This is a genomic window from Priestia sp. 179-F W1.4 NHS (genome assembly GCF_045369295.1).
Lineage (GTDB): Bacteria > Bacillota > Bacilli > Bacillales > Bacillaceae_H > Priestia > Priestia zanthoxyli.
The window spans coordinates 318,441-335,729 of the sequence record NZ_JBIQFF010000004.1 but is presented as its reverse complement, the minus strand read 5'-3'; the positions used below and the strand labels follow the sequence as shown (position 1 = coordinate 335,729).

The following is a 17,289-nucleotide window of genomic DNA, read 5'->3' as shown; positions in this document are numbered from 1 at the left end:
ACGAATCTATTTGTTTCCAACATAAAAACAAATTATTCGTTCGCGAGAAGAATTTACATTCAAAACATTTGGTACCCTCTTGTTCGTAAAGATTTAATGGTAATACCTGAAGCTAGTGCACCTATAAAACCAGCCATTAAAATCGCAATGTCAGCTGCGGCTAAAGATAGCACTTTTGTACCTAGCTGCTGAAAGGAGTGAGCGGGATGTTGAATGTAATCAACTGCTCTTACATCATCAATAATAAGAATAAAAATTACGGGATAAATAATGGCCATAATCCAAGACATGCGAAGCAGCATATTCAACAAGAAACCGATTCCAAAAAACAACACAAAAAACAACAAGATGGAGATAATTAGGACAGGCACACTCATTTCCATTGCTTTTCGCCTCCGTTACTCTTTATACTCTCAGTTTACTTAAGAGTAATCAAGGCGTCAATCACAGAAAAGTAAGTTAATACCAAAAAAAGCAAAAGGTTTGAAGACCTTTTGCTTTTTGTTTTAAAAGAAATTAAATTTTCCCTTTTTCAATACAAGACCTGCTCCGCCTTGAAGGAAAAGCGAGCGATTATCAACAACTTTTTTCATAAAAGATGCGCTTGAACCAAATAGTTTTCGACCGTATACAACGCCAATTGCGTCATCATGCCCTAACGAACATACCGTTCCTTTAATATCTGGTTTGAACTCGCTTAATTCTTTTTGCCCTTTCATCAAACGGCTAATATTTTCAGCGCAGGTACCGCCTTGTTGCATAGCGATTTGAGCTGTTGGCGGATAAGGACGTTCTGTTTCTGGGTTAATCATTAGTGAACAATCTCCAATAACAAACACATCTTCATGCCCTGGTGCCAGCAAGCTATTGCTTACTTTTACACGTCCGCGCATGTTCTCAAATCCAGCTTTTTCAATTAAATGACTGCCTCGAACACCTGCAGCCCATACAACTGTTGCTGATTTGATTTCTTCCACTTGGTCATCTTTTGATACAATAATTCCTTCTTCTGTACACTCTTTAATCGCTGTTCCGATCTTGAACTCGATTCCTTTTCGTTCTAGCTGTGTTACCGCATATTCTACAAGTTCCGGATCAAAACCTGGCAAGGCCGTAGGCGCTGCTTCTACACAAATAACGCGTACTTTTTCACGCGGGATATCAAACTCTTTGCAAAGCTGAGGGACTCGATTTGCTAATTCTCCCACAAATTCAATGCCGGTAAAGCCAGCACCTCCAACAATAATTGTCAGAAGTTCGTCTCTTTTTTCCACTTCATTGTTGTACGTCGCAAACACATAATCAATATGCTCACGAATTTGACGTGCTGCATTAATGCTCGTAATGGTAAATGCATGTTCTTTTAAACCTTTAATTCCGAAAGTTTCTGCTTCATACCCTAAAGCAACAACTAAATAATCGTACGTTAGCTCACTGTTTTCAAGAAGAACACGCTTTTCATCTAACTTAATATCTACGACCGTGTCTTTAATAAATGTAACCTTATTCGTGTTAATTAAATTTTTAACAGGAACACGAGAGCGATCTTGATGAATTGTACCTGCCGATACTTCATGAAGCCATGTCGTTTCGTAATGGTAATCGTTTTTATTTACCAAAACAATTTCCGCATCACTAGCACCCAGTTTCTTTTGTAAATTAACAATTGTCATAATGCCGCCATACCCGGCACCCAAAATGACGATTTTAGGCTTTTTCATAGGAATGTCATCCACCTTTTTTAGTTATAGTCACAAGTATGTCTTACAAATATAATGATAAGAGCAATTTTATTTGGTTTGCTTTTTTATGTTAGTTTGAGCAAGAACGATCATCGCTATCCATTTATTATTCATATAAGAAAAATAATGTGAATCACTTCACGTTCTTTTTTAAAAAAATACATTTTTTCTTTTTCAAAAAAATGTAAGCATAAGTCCTAGCTTGATTTACACAAACATCTTATGCTTTTTTCATCGGTTTTTCAACCCTTCACTTTGTATTTACAAGCTTTTAAATTTTCAATTACTTTCCTGTATACCCAGTTTTATATTTGACCAAAACGTGTGGTTATGTTAATGATTGCAAATACTGATCTTTAAGTTGAGAAAGTTTCTCAAACATTCCAGCGTGTTTTAATGATATTTTATAATTTACTATGCTATCATAAAGTAGAATATGCATTGGCACAGAACAATCTAGAGGTGATTATAAATGAAAGAAGATAAACAAGTATACGATATTACCATCATCGGAGGCGGCCCTACAGGCTTATTTACAGCATTTTATGGCGGTATGCGTCAGGCGAGCGTAAAAATTATTGAAAGCTTACCACAGCTCGGTGGACAGCTTTCTGCTTTATATCCTGAAAAATATATTTATGACGTAGCTGGGTTTCCAAAAGTACGTGCTCAAGAATTAGTCAATAACCTAAAAGAGCAAATGGATCAATTTAAACCTGCAGTTGCACTAGAGCAAGCAGTAGAAAAGGTAGAAAAACAAGCGGACGGTGTATTCCGATTAACTACTAATTCTGAAGTCCACTATTCAAAAACAATTATTATTACGGCTGGAAACGGTGCATTTAAGCCCCGTAAAATTGAGCTAGAAAATGCAGAACAGTTCGAGCAAACGAACCTTCATTATTTTGTGGATGATATGAATAAATTCAAAGGCCGCAAAGTATTAGTATGCGGGGGTGGGGATTCTGCTGTAGACTGGTCTCTTATGTTAGAGCCGATCGCAGAAAAAGTAACGTTAACGCATCGCCGAGACAAGTTCCGCGCTCATGAACATAGCGTAGAAAACTTGCATAATTCATCAGTTGATATTAAAACACCATATGTACCGGTTGAATTTATTGGAGATGACCGTATTACACAAGTTGTGTTAGAAAATACAAAAGGTGAAGAAAAGACAGTAGTAGACGTAGATGATGTTATTGTAAACTTTGGATTTGTTTCTTCTCTAGGTCCAATTAAAGAATGGGACTTAGATTTAGAAAAAAATGCAATTGTTGTTAATTCAAAGCAAGAAACAAATATTCCTGGCATCTATGCAGCAGGTGATGTCTGCACATATGATGGAAAAGTAAAACTCATCGTGGCAGGATTTGGCGAAGGTCCGACTGCCGTTAATAACGCTAAAGCATACATTGACCCAAAGGCTCGCTTACAGCCTATGCACAGTACGTCAATGTTCTCATAAAAAAGCAGGCTCTCGCCTGCTTTTTTTCATTGCTGGATTGGTGTAACCATTCGATGAATGATTTCACTCATCATTTCTGCATCACTGCTTATTAAACAGATTTCATAAAAGGAATGGTTTCCTTCTTGACTAGTTACGCTCATTCTGTAGGCCTTCAAGCCTTCGAGCTTGCTTAAATATTTTACTACCTCTGATTGACCGACAATACGTTCAATCAGCAGAATATTCTCTCCTTCCACTGCTCCATAGCTTTCGGCCAGAGATGCATTAGCATTTTCATAATAGCGAATGTAAGGTTCAGAATGGTTAAGAGGCGCAGAGAACGAGTTTTGATGACAGACTTCACCTGAGGAAAAAGGCAAATGTTGAACAAATAAATGCGATTCACTGAAGTGAATACTTTTTGCATCCTTAGACTCCATTTTCCTATTTTCAAGTTTTAACCAGTTTATAAACCCCTTCCATAGAATAGGCAGGATATTTTTTTTACGAAAACTTCCATAACCTCCTACTTGTTCCGCGTCGTAACGAGTCGCATCTATCAAATCCGTTCATCTCCTCTTTTTTATTGAGTATAAAAAAGACTGATTATTCCGTCAATAAGTTTGGTAGATGATGTAACATACAAAAATTTCTCACTAAAAAAGCTTCTTCACCAGATGAGGTGAAGAAAGCTTTTTTATAAAAATATACTTAGCACTCTTCAGGAGCACCTGCGTTGCTTGCTGTACGGAAAGAAGAGCCGCAGCCGCATGCTGCAATGGCGTTCGGGTTATCAATTGTAAACCCTCCGCCTAGCATAGATTGCTTGTAATCAATTTTTACATCTTTTAAAATTGGAGCACTTTCGCTATCTACAAGAATCTTAATGCCATGTTGTTCAAACAGCGTATCGTTTTCATTTACTTCGTGTGCAAAACCCATGCCGTAAGAAAGACCTGAGCAGCCTCCTCCATTTACAGTAACACGTAAATAAGCATTTTCTTCTTCATGTTCTTTCATCATATCTTTTATTTGAAAGCTTGCAGCTTCTGTAATTGTTAGGATATCTTGACTCATTTTTAAACAGACCTCCTTTTTTGTTTAGTATACGACGAAATGTCTGTGACGACAAATCGTCTGCTTCTTCATTTTTAATAATAATACGTGCCGTCGCAAATCACATTGGCTGGACCTGTCATTAACACATTGCCTTTATTTTGCCAAACAATCGTTAAATCTCCTCCAGCGAGGTGTACAACAGTAGGCACATCTTTTTTCGTCTTCTCATTTAACACAGAAGAAACAACAGCAGCGCATGCTCCTGTCCCGCATGCTTGAGTGATACCCGAACCTCTTTCCCATACGCGAAAGTTCAGCTCTCTTTCGTTCACTACCTCGACAAATTCAACGTTCACTCCTTCTGGAAAACGCGCATCTTTTTCAACTACCGGACCTAGTGTAGTAAGAGGCGCTTGTTCAATATTATTTACATAAAAGACGACGTGAGGATTTCCCATTGATACCGCCGTCCCTTTTAACCGTTCTTTTCCAAATTCCATCTCTTCATCAACAACTTGGTATTGGCTTGCTCCCGTCATCGGAATTTGTTCTCTAGCTAAAATAGGCTCTCCCATATCGATTGTTACTTCTGGAACTTCATTTCCCTGCGGATGCACCGTTGCTTCTACAACTCCAGAAAGCGTTTCGATAAAAAATCTTTCGCTTGTTACTAAATTATGTTCGTATGCATATTTAGCTACACATCTTAAACCGTTTCCGCAGTTTTTTGCTTCCGAGCCGTCATTATTAAATACGCGCATTTTCACATCTGCGCGTTCAGATGGACAAATAAGAATCATTCCATCCGATCCGATTCCCGTATAAACATTTGAGACTTTTACAGCAAGCGGTGCTAACTCTTGCTCTTCTATATGTTCTTCAAACATATTTACGTAGATATAGTTGTTGCCAAGTGCATGCATTTTTGTAAACTGAAATTTTTTCATATTATCACCCATTATTTTTTTATGTAGCTCTAGTATAAAGTGATTCTCTTTTGTACACAATAATATCATCCCCCGTTTTTTTAGCTCCTTAATCATAAAGATTAAGGGGTTTTTTATTTTGTCCTCCTTTAGAGTATTAAAAAACAAAAGAAGCTTTATGATTACAAAGAGGATGGTTAAAGCGCATATATTTGTGCAAAAACGCATAAAAAAGCACGGCAAGACTAGCCGTGCTTACATCATCTATTCTATTAGCCTCATGTCCCTCTCCTGCTAAAAAGAGATACGACAGCGGGGGTAGTTTAAAACATTGGGTTTTCTTCTAAATGAATGTAGATATTATCTACTAACTGTTCAGGTGTTTCCGCCGTAACAATCTCTCCATTTACCAAGGCAAATAAAGATTGTGAACATTTCCCGCAATAACCTAAACATCCGTATTCAATAATATCTAGATTTGGATCTTTTTCAAGCTTTTCTAAAGCTGCTTGAGAACCGCTGGCTAAATTGCTAACGCAAAATTCAATAATTGGCTGTATCACGTTTTTTCACCTCTCTACTATTAGTTTATCCTATCTCCTTTCATTTTCAACGTCAACTTTAGAAATTCACGTTCATTTCGCGCGCGCTTTTTAGATTTATAGACTTTTTTCAAAAACGCATAAATAAGCTTTATTACGTGGATAGCTTGAAATTATGTTGAAACATATTGTGGTTTTTTATTAATTTAGTTATACTTTTATGTATAGAAAACCAAACGAGGTTATATTAAATTATTATTTAAGTAAAATATGTTATCTTATATAGCCTTTCATATCTTTTTGGCAACCATCCTTATTAACGGTAATTTGTACCCTCCTATTCTTAAAAGCAAGAATAATAGAGAGAAAACAAAAATGCATGAAGCTAAAGGGGAAATTCACATGAAGAACCTTGTCATACTGGGCGGCGGATACGGTGGTATGCGCATTTTGCAGCGCCTTTTTCCGAATCAATTGCCTAACGATTTAGAAGTAACGCTTATTGACAAAGCACCTTATCACTCACTAAAAACTGAATTCTATGCACTTGCAGCTGGAACAATCTCTGATCAACATGTCCGTGTTGCTTTTCCTGAACACCCTCGCTTAAAAATTCGCTACGGCTGTGTAAAACGAATAGACCTGAAAGAGAAATGCGTCTATGTGGATGATCAAATGATCGCTTACGATGACCTGATTGTAGGACTCGGATGCGAAGATAAATATCATGGAGTTCCCGGAGCTCTTGAGCATACATACAGCATTCAATCCATTGATGCTTCACGAGCAACTTATCAGACATTAAACAACTTACCGGCCCACGCTACTGTTTCAATTGTCGGAGCTGGATTAAGCGGAGTAGAACTGGCAAGTGAGCTAAGAGAAAGCCGCCCGGATTTAAAAATCATCTTATTTGACCGCGGTAAATTAATTTTATCTGCTTTCCCAGAACGTTTAAGCAATTACGTTCAAACTTGGTTTACTTCAAACGGTGTCGAAATTGTAAATAGTGCTAATATTACAAAAGTAGAACCGAACATTCTTTATAATCATGATGAGCCCGTTCAAAGCGATGCAATCGTGTGGACAGCAGGCATTCAGCCAAATAAAGTGGTACGCGATTTAGACGTGGAAAAAGATCCTCAAGGACGCGTCGTATTGACAAAATACCATAACTTGCCTGACGATGAAAATGTCTACATTTTGGGTGACTGTGCAAGCCTACCGCACGCCCCAAGTGCTCAGCTTGCAGAAGGTCAGGCTGAACAAATTGTGCAAGTGCTTCTTCACCGCTGGAAAGGCGAAGCGCTTCCTGATGAATTGCCAACTATTAAATTAAAAGGCATACTTGGTTCATTAGGCAAAAAGCATGGGTTTGGCTTAGTTGCCGAACGTCCGATTACAGGACGCGTAGCTCGATTATTGAAATCAGGTATTCTTTGGATGTATAAACACCACAGTGGATAAAACAAAAGCCGTTAGATGACTGACAATCTAACGGCTTTTTTCGTTATGATGCGCGGAAACCATACTTCTCCATTTCCTCAAATACGCGCTTTAATTTCGGATTGCCTTCCCCAACAATTTCTCCATTAATGACCACTACAGGATAGAATAAATCTTCGTCAATCACACGCTTGGCAAAAGCTGCTTTTTCCGGATCCGTATGCGGCTCGTTTATATCTACATACGTGATAGCAAACGGTTGGTTCGGATATTTACGAGAAATAGCTGCCTCTAGCCAATCATAGGTGTCTTTTGAAGACGGCAGGTTAACACAGCTTGCACAAACAATTTCAGCTCCATAAATACACACTTCTACCTCAGTTGACTGCATAGCACATCCCCCTTGAATCTTTACATATAAACTGTACGATTATTCACACTTTTACTTCATTATGAATACTATTTTACACAAAACTGATTCATTGCACATCTTTTTCTTTTAAGGTAACATTACGATGTATACTCCAATAGATTTTTCATGAAAGACCGTTTATAATAAGAGTAGAAGAAAGGAGTCGATAGTTATGTCAGAAATGCACGAGCAAGTTCAAGAAGTATTAGAAAAACTTCGTCCGTTTTTACTTCGCGACGGTGGAGACTGTGAGCTAGTAGACGTAGAGGATGGTATTGTAAAATTACGTCTTTTAGGCGCTTGCGGAAGCTGCCCAAGTTCAACAATTACGCTAAAAGCTGGTATCGAACGTGCCCTTTTAGAAGAAGTACCTGGTGTAGTTGAAGTAGAACAAGTATTCTAATCTCTTTGATTTTATTATAAAAGCAACCTCCCATTTTATTGGGGCTTGCAAATGAAAAATCCTCATTCAAATGAATGAGGATTTTTTTATTAGCTCGTTGTGACTTCAGCTTCTACAAATACACCTTTGCGGTCAATTTGTAAAACATCTATTTCACAGTTCGGCAGTAAAGCATACATATGTTCAGCAATCCCTTTTCCTTTTCCTTTTGGTGCTAAACATAATACACTCGGACCGGCTCCGCTTAGTGACACACCGTATGCGCCGAGAGCTTTTGCTTCTTTTCGCACAAGAGAAAGTTCTGGCACGAGTCTCATGCGATATGGTTCGTGATATAAATCTTTCTCCATAAATTCGCCTGCCAGAGGCAAATCTTTATTTAACAAGGCTGCTACTAGCATGTTGCCTATTGCTCCAGCTTCTACTGCATGGCGATAATTAATATCGGAAGGCAGCACATCACGGGCATCCGTTGTTTTTAATTCATATTCTGGAATAGCCATCACAATATCGACATCAAATTCAGGTATTTGAGCAATGTATGTTTCCTTTTCATGATGGTAACCAACAACGATGCCGCCGTAAATAGACGGGCTGACGTTATCAGGATGTCCTTCCATTAAGCTGCTGATGCGAAGCTTTTCTCTTTTTGATAAACGCAAGTCACACAGTACATTGGCCAGCTCGATTCCAGCTACGATAGCCGATGCACTGCTTCCAAGTCCTCTTGCTAATGGAATGTTGCTCCAAACATTGACCTTCGCACTTGGAAGATCAATGTTAAATTGACGAGCCACGTCTTGTGCCACTTCATACATTAAGTTATCTGTACCTGTAGGAATACTTTGCACTTCTTTCGTTTCAGGGATAAAAACCCATTCGTCATGACGCTCTACTGTTAATCTTAAGTAGCGGGATAAAGCCACTCCAATGGAATCAAATCCTGGCCCTAAATTAGCAGAGCTAGCTGGGACCGTAATGACAAAACGCTCATTTTCTAGCATGAAGCAACGACACCTTGGATATACTCAAATACCTTTTCTTCATCATTTGGTAAAACCACTGGCTTTACGTTATGAGCATCGATTGCTACATTTGGATCTTTTAATCCATTACCTGTTAGTACAGCTACAACCGTTGAACCTTTTGCAATTTTACCAGAAGCTACATCTTTAAACACACCAGCAATTGAAGCGCAAGAACCTGGCTCTGCAAATACGCCTTCTTTGCGTGCAATTGTACGATATGCTTCTAAGATTTGTTCATCTGTCACTTCATCAATTTTTCCGTTTGATTCTTTTGCTGCGTTTACAGCATAATCCCAGCTTGCTGGATTTCCGATTCGAATAGCCGTTGCAATTGTTTCTGGATTTTCGATAACTTGATTACGCACGATCGCCGCTGCACCCTCTGCTTCAAAACCATGCATGTGAGGAAGAGACGTTTGGTGACGCTCACTGTATTCTTTGAATCCTTTCCAGTAAGCTGTAATATTCCCTGCATTCCCCACTGGGATAGCTAAAACGTCCGGCGCTTTTCCAAGCTGTTCACAAATCTCGAAAGAAGCTGTTTTTTGCCCTTCAATACGGTATGGGTTCACAGAGTTTACAAGTGCAACCGGTGATGTTTCACTTAGCTTACGAACCATAGAGAGCGCTTGGTCAAAGTTTCCTTCAATTGCTACAATTTCTGCACCGTACATAACTGCTTGAGCTAATTTCCCCATCGCAATTTTTCCATTTGGAATAACAACGATACAGCGCATGCCAGCGCGTGATGCATAAGCTGCTGCAGCTGCGGATGTGTTACCTGTAGATGCACAAATAACCGTATTGCTTCCTTCTTCTTTCGCTTTTGCTACAGCCATTACCATTCCGCGGTCTTTAAATGACCCCGTTGGATTTAACCCTTCTACTTTCACATGTAAATCAATGCCTAGCTCTTTTGATAAATGAGCAAGATGAATTAAAGGCGTATTTCCTTCATGTAGTGTAAGCATAGGTGTGTTCTCTGTTACAGGTAAAAACTCTTTATATTCTGCTAATAGACCTTTCCACATCATACTGTGCCAACTCCCTCTACGCGGTAACTGCTTTTTACATTTTCTACAATTGGTAAATCCCGAAGCTGCTGAAGGATTTCCTCATAATCTTTTTGAGATGTTTTATGTGTAACAACAACAATCTCAGCTAATTCGCTTCCTTTCACAGGAAGTTGAATAATTTTTTCGAAGCTCACGCCACGCTCTGAAAATAGCGTTGTTAATTTTGCAAATGCTCCAACTTGATCTTTAACATGAATACGTAAGAAATGCTTCGAGAACATTTCATCTTCTGCTTTTAACTGTTTTGGATACTGAGGCGTTACCGCACTTTTACCATTCACACCTAAACGCATGTTTTTCATAACACCTACTAAATCTGATACGACAGCAGTGGCAGTTGGCAGGCTTCCTGCCCCCGGTCCATAAAACATCGTTTCTCCAACAGCTTCTCCGTATACATATACAGCATTGTACTCATCGCTTACTGAAGCAAGAGGATGTGTGTCTGCTAAAAGAGTTGGCTGAACACTAACTTCTACATTGTCGCCGTCACGATGTGCATATCCAATCAGTTTCATCGTATAGCCTAATTGTTTACTATATTGCAAGTCTTCTTCCGTTACTTCTGTAATACCTTGAACACGAACATCGTCCAAGTCAATTTTCATTGAAAATCCTAGTGTAGCCAAGATTGCCATTTTGCGAGCAGCATCTAAACCACCTACGTCAGAAGTTGGATCCGCTTCAGCATATCCTAAATCCTGCGCTTCTTTTAACACTTCATCATAAGCGCTTCCTTCTTTTGTCATTTTCGTTAAAATGAAGTTTGTTGTACCATTTACAATTCCCATCATTTTGGTAATACGATCAGACGCTAATCCATCTGCTAATCCACGAAGAATTGGTATACCGCCTGCTACACTTGCTTCATAAAATAAATCACAGTTATTTTCAGAAGCTACTGTTAACAATTCTGAGCCGTAAACTGCCATTAAATCTTTGTTTGCCGTTACAACATGCTTTTTATTACGAAGGGCTGTTAAGATATAATCTCTTGTTTCTTCAACGCCACCCATTACTTCAATGACAACGTCAATCTCCGCGTTATGTAAAACGTCTTCAACATTCGTTGTTAATTTATCTTCACTGATTTCTACGTCACGTTTCTTATCAATATCTTTGACTACTACTTTTTTAACTTCTACAGGACATCCGACTTGATGACTTAATTTATCCTGATGATTTTCAATAATTTTGACTACTCCGCTTCCTACCGTTCCTAACCCTAATAATCCTACTGAAATACTTTTTGTCATATTCCTCACCTCTGTGTTCTTTCTACGTATACATTTGTTCTCTTATAGAGGACATTATAGACCTTATTTTTCTTTTTTACAAGGTTTACTTGCCATCTTTTCTCGTAAACTCGTTAAAAAAATTGATATATAAAGATAAATGTAAATTTTTAAAATATTTCATTTTATTATCATAACATGGCTCCCACTGTTTTTTAATAAAAAAAAGACAATTTCACCGAAATGAAATTGCCTTTTTCTGTTATGATTTTTTCGCAAACGCTTCTTTATTTACAATTGTAATAGGAGACTCGTTTGTAAGTACTGCTTTAATGTTTTTAACACATAAAGAAATCATTTCCGTGCGCGTTTCGATACTCGCACTGCCGATATGAGGAAGCCCGATAACATTAGGCAACTGAAGAAGAGGATGAGAAGCAGAAATAGGCTCTTGGTCGAATACATCCAAGCCAGCTCCAGCAATTTTACCAGATTGAATCGCATGTAATAATGCTTGCTCATCAACCACTGCTCCTCTTGAAGCATTAATAAAAATCGCAGTTGTTTTCATCTGTTTAAATGCTTCAGCATTAAATAAATGTTTGGTTTCGTCCGTTAACGGTGTCAAACAAACAATAAAATCAGATCGCTCAAGCAGCTCATTTAACTCACAGTAAACTGCATCGAGCTTTTGTTCTGCTTGGAGGTTGCGGCTCCGATTGTGATACAAGATTTCCATATCAAAACCTGTAGCACGTTTCGCAAGCGTCTCTCCAATTTTCCCCATTCCAACAATACCTAATGTTTTATGATGAACATCTCTACCCGCTAACAAAAATGGGCTCCAGCTTTTCCACTGATTTTCTTTCACGTATTCAGCAGCTTCTACTAAACGTCTAGCTACACTCATTAACAAACCAAACGTTAAATCCGCTGTTGTATCAGATAAAACATCGGGTGTATTAGAAACGATAACTCCGCGTTCAGTTGCCGCTTCTATGTCAATATTATCGAATCCGACCGCTAAGTTAGCTACAAGCTTTAAATGAGGAGCTTGCGTAAGCAATTCACTGTCAATACGGTCTGAAAGCATTGTTAATAGAGCATGTGCGTGCTTAGCTTTTTCACAAAGCAGCTCATGAGGAACTGCCTCATCTTCTTTATCCCACATTTCCACATTCGCTACTGCCTTTAAAGGTTCAATTAATTCATTCGGTATTTTTCTCGTAATAAATACAAACGGCTTGTCCATATGTACGCCACCTCTTTATCCTTTTTAAACTGCATGCACAAAAACAAAATAGAAAAACGGGTTTGGATTATCCAACACCTATTTTTCTATTTTATCATATTCTATAGTAATCGCTTTTTAATGAATCCATGTTAATTCAGGAATGTGATAACGAGACGTTGAAATGCCTACCGACTGGTAAAAGCGCTTCAGAAAAGCTTCGTAGTGAGAAGAATGAGCTAATACTCCTTCAAGCTTCTCATAATACTTTTGTTTTTCCCGCTCATCTTGTACACTGTAGTATCCTTCAATGACCTCAAAATAATGAACGGGAAAAAGAAGTCTAGCATATAACAGTCTCCATGAAAAAGAAGAAAGTGGATTTACCTTTTCGTATTCACTTAAAAACTGATGCATGTGCCTTTCATCGACAGCGTATGTTAATAAATATTGTTCCCTTATATATTCAGCTATATCTCTGCTAGGGTGATCGAAAACCCAGTCTGCCGGGAGCTTGTAAACGTGGTCTTCCCCCCATGTTTTTTGGCCGAACCGATGATGACAAATCGTCGCAGCGTCAACTGACCGGGGCAAATCGTCAATTTCCGTGTCTACTAGGTATTGAATAGCATTTTCCGTTAATCCTAGGTAATAAGGAAAAGTTTCTAAAAAACGTTTTTCCATCTCTTGATTAGGTAAAGCACGTAATCTTCCATACCAAAATTGCTCCATCTGGTCGAGACGCTTCTCCCACATGGACTTCCATTGCCCTAGCCGGTTTGCTTTTTCCACTTCATAAGGAAACAGCCTCCCTTTTTGATGAAAAACAGCTAGCTCGCGCCCAGGTGAAAAATTGGGGTTTTTCTCTTCCGCAAGACATCGGCAAATGATAAACTTTTCAGTTTCAGTTTCTGTAATCATTTCTCCATTTAAATTAGGCATAAATGTTGCCACATGGCGATCACCTTGGCCCATCAGAAATTGACTCATTTGATATAGTTCATTTAACTCGTCTTGTTCCATTTGCTTTACATTAATGATTGTATATAAAATATCTCGATACTGAAAACCTTCAAATTTACCAACGGGCATAAATTCATTTGGACGTAATCCGTAATGCTCATAAATGGTTTGTATCATTTTAATCCCTCTCTTCATTCATTCAAGAAATTATATGATGGAAAACAACATTACTTGTCATAATATTTACGGAGGAATGAATAGATTAGAAATACACCATTTATAGTTATTTACTCCGGGTTAGTAGTATGAAACAACTTTAGACTTAAAAATATATAGAAAACAGGTGATGATACTTGGAGAAAAAACATACACAAAGTGAATTAGAAAAAAAAGCAAGAGAATGGTTAATAGAACGCGGCGTGGCTCTTACAGACATTGCTGAACTGGTCTATTACTTGCAAAAAAAGTATCACCCAAACTTAACAATCGAAGACTGTTTATATAACGTTGAGCGCGTCATTTCTAAACGAGAAGTTCAAAATGCTATTTTAACGGGTATTCAACTAGATGTCCTCACGGAAAAAAAAGTGATTGAGCCGCCTCTGTTGGATATTCTTGAGAAAGATGAAGGTTTATACGGTATCGACGAAATTTTAGCATTATCGATTGTAAATGTGTACGGATCAATCGGCTTTACCAATTACGGGTATATTGATAAACAAAAGCCGGGTATTTTAGAAAGATTAAACGATAAATCTACTGGAGAGTGCCACACTTTCTTAGATGATTTAGTAGGCGCAATTGCTGCCGCTGCTTCTAGCCGGTTAGCGCATCGGGCTGCCAGTCAAGAATAGGTTTTAAAAACAAAAAAAGCTGTCAATTGACAGCTTTTTAAATTCGCTCCATCCACTCTTTTAGTGAATCTACCGTATAAGTTGGCTTTTTCTCATATCCTTCTAGTAACTCTCTTGTTGTTACCCCTGTATGGACTAATAATGTATCTAAGCCTGCATTCATCCCTGCTAAAATATCTGTATCATAGTAATCACCAATCATGATTGTTTCTTCTTTTGGCGTACCGATGACTTCAAGGGCTTGCTCCATAATAATACTTTCTGGTTTACCAATAAATACTGGATTTGTTTGAGTAGAAACCGTAATAACGGACGTGATAGATCCATTACCAGGCAGTAAGCCTCTTTCAGTAGGAATCGCAATATCTCCGTTCGTCGAAACAAAAAAGGCCCCGTTTCGAACGTTTAAACATGCTTTTGCTAATTTTTCATATGTAATTTCCTGATCCAAACCAACAACTACGAAATCCGTATCTTCCTCTTCAATGGTAAATCCTTTTTCAAGCAACGCATGTCGGATTCCTTCTCCACCAATTACATAAGCTGAAGCGTTTGCTTTGCGTTCATGCAAATAATTAGCTGTTGCCTGGCTCGTTGTAAAAACTTGCTCTTCTGTTGCAGGAATGCCAAATGCCTCTAGCTTTTCAGCTACTTTATCGGGCGTTTTTGTTGAGTTGTTTGTTACAAATAAATAAGGAATTCCTTTTTCCTTTAATTTAATAACAAAATCACGCGCCTCGGCAATTAGCTCTGTTCCTTTGTACATGGTTCCATCTAAATCAATCAAATATCCTTTATATTCCTTCATGTTGTGTGATCTCCTTTCAAGTCTCATACTTGAAATCATAGCTTATTTTTTATACAACTACAAATTGCTTGCCTTTAATTACGAAAAGCAGACACAGGTCCTAACTCTGTCTCTAGATATGTCCTTACGCGCTCTGAAAATGCCGCCAGTACGTCTTTATGCTGCATCACTTTTTGATAAATATCCTGATGATTAACATCCACATATTCTTGAACAAGGCTTTTACGCAATTGAACAATCTCTTTTAATGGTGTTTCTTCCTCTTTTTTAACCACTTTCTCATCAACTAAAATGTCAATGATATCATCGTAACTGCCTGGGTCTCTCATAATAAAACCATCAATCATTGCATTTCCTACATCTAAAACGTTTTCAATTAAAAGATGTACAATTCTCTCTAATGCCTTTTTCTCTATTTCTGTGTTCCAGCTCGAATGCTCAACAAACAAACGAACGTGTTCATCAAAAAAAACAAGCGTGGCTTCTATTTTTTCACGATCTACAAAGTACATATTATTTCCTCCCTAGTTGTCAGCTCTGTATAAATCTTCTTTCATAAACAAACGGGGTTCCTGTTCTATTTTATCATGACCCATTATCCATTTGATAAATTCATTTTTGTTTTTGACCTTATTTGATATGATACAAATACAACCTATGAAAGGAGTATACCTATGAGCGAACGCTTTTATCTATATGACGATGTCGTCTCTACAAAGACCCGGTTTGTCAGCTTTATGGGCGAAAATCAACGATTTGATTTAGCTATTATCCAAACCGACCGTTATTATGGCAAACAAGTTGTTCTTGATATTCAAGGAGGACGCTTTGCCATTATTGGACAAGACGACCTTGAAGAACCCCACTATCTTGAAGAAGTATTTAAACTAAACAGCGAAGATGGTCAAGAACTTCGCGAATTTTTATATGAAATCATCTAAAAAAAAAGGCAGCGTGAAGGACAATTAGTGTCTTCGGCTTGCCTTTTTTTACTTATGGACTTTTTTTAAGACAAAATACGCACAGCCAAAATTACAATATTCATGTAAATAATCTTGAAGCGTACTAATCTTCGTATCATACGTTGCCTTCTGGTTACGATCATCAAAAAAGCCTCGCAGTCGAAGCTGATTGTATCCCCAATCTCCCACAATATAGTCATAGCGGCTCAGCACGTCGATAAAGCGACCTCTAAACGCCTCTTCATTAAATGCCTCGCGCTCATCTTTTAATACTTCATAACAAATATTATTGATACAGACCATTGCTCACACCTCTTCTCTTAAAATTTACCATACCATAATTATGATGATGAAACCATCAATTAACATGAAATTTTTCACGTATAAGCAGCACTCTAATCCTGTAGGAGTTTTATCGGTATACCTACTGATCTTTTATGCTCCACATGAAGGTTCGCCGGTTTACCTGGCGTACGATATTTAACTACAGGAGGTGGAAATGGTGAAGAAATCTATTCTTGGAATCGCTTTAATAACAAGTATTTTAACCATTGGCTGTCAAAATAAAAACACAGCTGAAAATAAAAATTTATCACCAAACAACCCAGATGCCATTAATGTAAACGAGCCTAATCATTATTATAATCCAAATAATAATAGCGGCACAAATTATGGATATGTCCGATACACTAAAAACACAAATGAACAAAGTTCCAATATGAACCAAGTAGGAACATTTAACCGAGAGGAAGCAGCCGACAATATTAGTAAACTGAGCACCGCTATCCCAAATATTAAACAAGCCGCTACGCTAGTAACGGATAAAGATGTGCTTGTTGCTTATAAAACAGATGCTAAAAACAGGAATAACGCAGCCGATCAGGTAAAACGTACAGCTATGTCTGTAGTCCCTCGTTATTATCATGTATACGTCTCAGATAATCCGAAACAGATGGACCAAATCGAAAATATCAGTGAAATGAATACACAAACAAATGATGCTAGAAAACGAATCGATGCTGTTATTCAACAAATGCTAAAATCTCCCCAAGGGCGTAAAATGAACGGCGGAGAAGATGCAAATGGAAGAGAGAAAAACGAATTGAATGAACCGATGACTGACAAAGATATGGTGGAATAAACAACACAGATAAA

21 protein-coding genes are annotated in these 17,289 nt (G+C 38.0%); 6 read left to right on the top strand and 15 right to left on the bottom strand.

Translation table 11 applies throughout. The features are described 5' to 3' along the window. Positions 1–59: 59 nt before the first annotated feature. Positions 60–383: a YuiB family protein gene (locus tag ACH0CI_RS20245; protein ID WP_406902147.1), complete on the bottom strand. Its 324-nt coding sequence runs from the start codon at positions 381–383 to the stop codon at positions 60–62. 123 nt (positions 384–506) lie between these two features. Next, a complete protein-coding gene (locus ACH0CI_RS20240; RefSeq protein ID WP_033580456.1) occupies positions 507–1,721 on the bottom strand; it encodes an NAD(P)/FAD-dependent oxidoreductase in 1,215 nt (404 codons plus the stop codon). Between the two features lie 493 nt (positions 1,722–2,214). On the opposite strand from ACH0CI_RS20240, the gene ACH0CI_RS20235 reads away from it, so the two are divergent. Further along, positions 2,215–3,207 carry an NAD(P)/FAD-dependent oxidoreductase gene (locus ACH0CI_RS20235; RefSeq protein WP_013059618.1) on the top strand — a complete coding sequence of 331 codons (993 nt, stop codon included), beginning with the start codon at positions 2,215–2,217 and terminating at the stop codon, positions 3,205–3,207. Positions 3,208–3,233: 26 nt separating this feature from the next. Here the strand turns inward: ACH0CI_RS20235 and ACH0CI_RS20230 are convergent, their stop codons facing one another. The 4 genes from ACH0CI_RS20230 to ACH0CI_RS20215 all read right to left on the bottom strand — a co-directional run bounded on the left by ACH0CI_RS20230 (position 3,234) and on the right by ACH0CI_RS20215 (position 5,737). Next, positions 3,234–3,752 (bottom strand): hypothetical protein, encoded by a 519-nt coding sequence (locus ACH0CI_RS20230; RefSeq protein WP_406902146.1) that lies wholly within the window; start codon positions 3,750–3,752, stop codon positions 3,234–3,236. Positions 3,753–3,900: 148 nt separating this feature from the next. Next, a complete protein-coding gene (locus ACH0CI_RS20225) occupies positions 3,901–4,266 on the bottom strand; it encodes a HesB/IscA family protein (protein WP_025752687.1) in 366 nt (121 codons plus the stop codon). Positions 4,267–4,340: 74 nt separating this feature from the next. Continuing rightward, positions 4,341–5,195 (bottom strand): diaminopimelate epimerase, encoded by an 855-nt coding sequence (gene dapF / locus ACH0CI_RS20220; RefSeq protein ID WP_335387951.1) that lies wholly within the window; start codon positions 5,193–5,195, stop codon positions 4,341–4,343. A 302-nt stretch (positions 5,196–5,497) separates the two neighbouring features. Further along, complete coding sequence (locus tag ACH0CI_RS20215) at positions 5,498–5,737, bottom strand: YuzB family protein (protein ID WP_033580454.1); 240 nt, start codon at positions 5,735–5,737, stop codon at positions 5,498–5,500. Positions 5,738–6,118: 381 nt separating this feature from the next. Here ACH0CI_RS20215 and ACH0CI_RS20210 point away from each other — a divergent pair, with 381 nt between their 5' ends. Continuing rightward, on the top strand, positions 6,119–7,183 hold the full coding sequence (locus tag ACH0CI_RS20210; protein WP_406902145.1) for an NAD(P)/FAD-dependent oxidoreductase: 1,065 nt from the start codon (positions 6,119–6,121) through the stop codon (positions 7,181–7,183). A gap of 43 nt (positions 7,184–7,226) precedes the next feature. Here the strand turns inward: ACH0CI_RS20210 and ACH0CI_RS20205 are convergent, their stop codons facing one another. Then, positions 7,227–7,553, bottom strand: a complete 327-nt coding sequence (locus tag ACH0CI_RS20205) for a YuzD family protein (protein WP_168761557.1) — start codon at positions 7,551–7,553, stop codon at positions 7,227–7,229. A 193-nt stretch (positions 7,554–7,746) separates the two neighbouring features. Here ACH0CI_RS20205 and ACH0CI_RS20200 point away from each other — a divergent pair, with 193 nt between their 5' ends. Next, positions 7,747–7,977: a NifU family protein gene (locus tag ACH0CI_RS20200; protein ID WP_013059625.1), complete on the top strand. Its 231-nt coding sequence runs from the start codon at positions 7,747–7,749 to the stop codon at positions 7,975–7,977. Between the two features lie 89 nt (positions 7,978–8,066). Here ACH0CI_RS20200 and thrB read toward each other — a convergent pair whose 3' ends face one another. The 5 genes from thrB to yutH all read right to left on the bottom strand — a co-directional run bounded on the left by thrB (position 8,067) and on the right by yutH (position 13,687). Then, positions 8,067–8,981 carry a homoserine kinase gene (thrB, locus tag ACH0CI_RS20195; protein ID WP_406902144.1) on the bottom strand — a complete coding sequence of 305 codons (915 nt, stop codon included), beginning with the start codon at positions 8,979–8,981 and terminating at the stop codon, positions 8,067–8,069. Further along, positions 8,975–10,036: a threonine synthase gene (gene thrC, locus ACH0CI_RS20190; protein WP_028409600.1), complete on the bottom strand. Its 1,062-nt coding sequence runs from the start codon at positions 10,034–10,036 to the stop codon at positions 8,975–8,977. The genes thrB and thrC overlap by 7 nt, the downstream gene beginning before the upstream one ends. Beyond that, complete coding sequence (locus ACH0CI_RS20185) at positions 10,036–11,337, bottom strand: homoserine dehydrogenase (protein WP_013059628.1); 1,302 nt, start codon at positions 11,335–11,337, stop codon at positions 10,036–10,038. Before ACH0CI_RS20185 ends, thrC begins: the two co-directional genes overlap by 1 nt. A gap of 241 nt (positions 11,338–11,578) precedes the next feature. Continuing rightward, the gene (locus tag ACH0CI_RS20180; RefSeq protein WP_406902143.1) at positions 11,579–12,568 is read right to left on the bottom strand and encodes a 2-hydroxyacid dehydrogenase; all 990 of its coding nucleotides are present in this window, start codon (positions 12,566–12,568) and stop codon (positions 11,579–11,581) included. A gap of 117 nt (positions 12,569–12,685) precedes the next feature. Beyond that, complete coding sequence (gene yutH / locus ACH0CI_RS20175) at positions 12,686–13,687, bottom strand: spore coat putative kinase YutH (protein ID WP_406902142.1); 1,002 nt, start codon at positions 13,685–13,687, stop codon at positions 12,686–12,688. Positions 13,688–13,863: 176 nt separating this feature from the next. On the opposite strand from yutH, the gene ACH0CI_RS20170 reads away from it, so the two are divergent. After that, entirely contained in the window at positions 13,864–14,364 is a 501-nt protein-coding gene (locus ACH0CI_RS20170) for a phosphatidylglycerophosphatase A family protein (RefSeq protein WP_013059631.1), read from the top strand. 37 nt (positions 14,365–14,401) lie between these two features. Here the strand turns inward: ACH0CI_RS20170 and ACH0CI_RS20165 are convergent, their stop codons facing one another. Further along, a complete protein-coding gene (locus ACH0CI_RS20165) occupies positions 14,402–15,172 on the bottom strand; it encodes a TIGR01457 family HAD-type hydrolase (RefSeq protein WP_013059632.1) in 771 nt (256 codons plus the stop codon). A gap of 74 nt (positions 15,173–15,246) precedes the next feature. Next, complete coding sequence (locus ACH0CI_RS20160; protein WP_406902141.1) at positions 15,247–15,684, bottom strand: DUF86 domain-containing protein; 438 nt, start codon at positions 15,682–15,684, stop codon at positions 15,247–15,249. A gap of 162 nt (positions 15,685–15,846) precedes the next feature. On the opposite strand from ACH0CI_RS20160, the gene ACH0CI_RS20155 reads away from it, so the two are divergent. Next, complete coding sequence (locus tag ACH0CI_RS20155) at positions 15,847–16,113, top strand: DUF3055 domain-containing protein (RefSeq protein WP_033580450.1); 267 nt, start codon at positions 15,847–15,849, stop codon at positions 16,111–16,113. 48 nt (positions 16,114–16,161) lie between these two features. Here ACH0CI_RS20155 and ACH0CI_RS20150 read toward each other — a convergent pair whose 3' ends face one another. After that, positions 16,162–16,437, bottom strand: a complete 276-nt coding sequence (locus ACH0CI_RS20150; protein WP_013059635.1) for a YutD family protein — start codon at positions 16,435–16,437, stop codon at positions 16,162–16,164. A gap of 196 nt (positions 16,438–16,633) precedes the next feature. Here ACH0CI_RS20150 and ACH0CI_RS20145 point away from each other — a divergent pair, with 196 nt between their 5' ends. Beyond that, positions 16,634–17,275, top strand: a complete 642-nt coding sequence (locus ACH0CI_RS20145; RefSeq protein ID WP_406902140.1) for a YhcN/YlaJ family sporulation lipoprotein — start codon at positions 16,634–16,636, stop codon at positions 17,273–17,275. Positions 17,276–17,289: the final 14 nt, after the last annotated feature.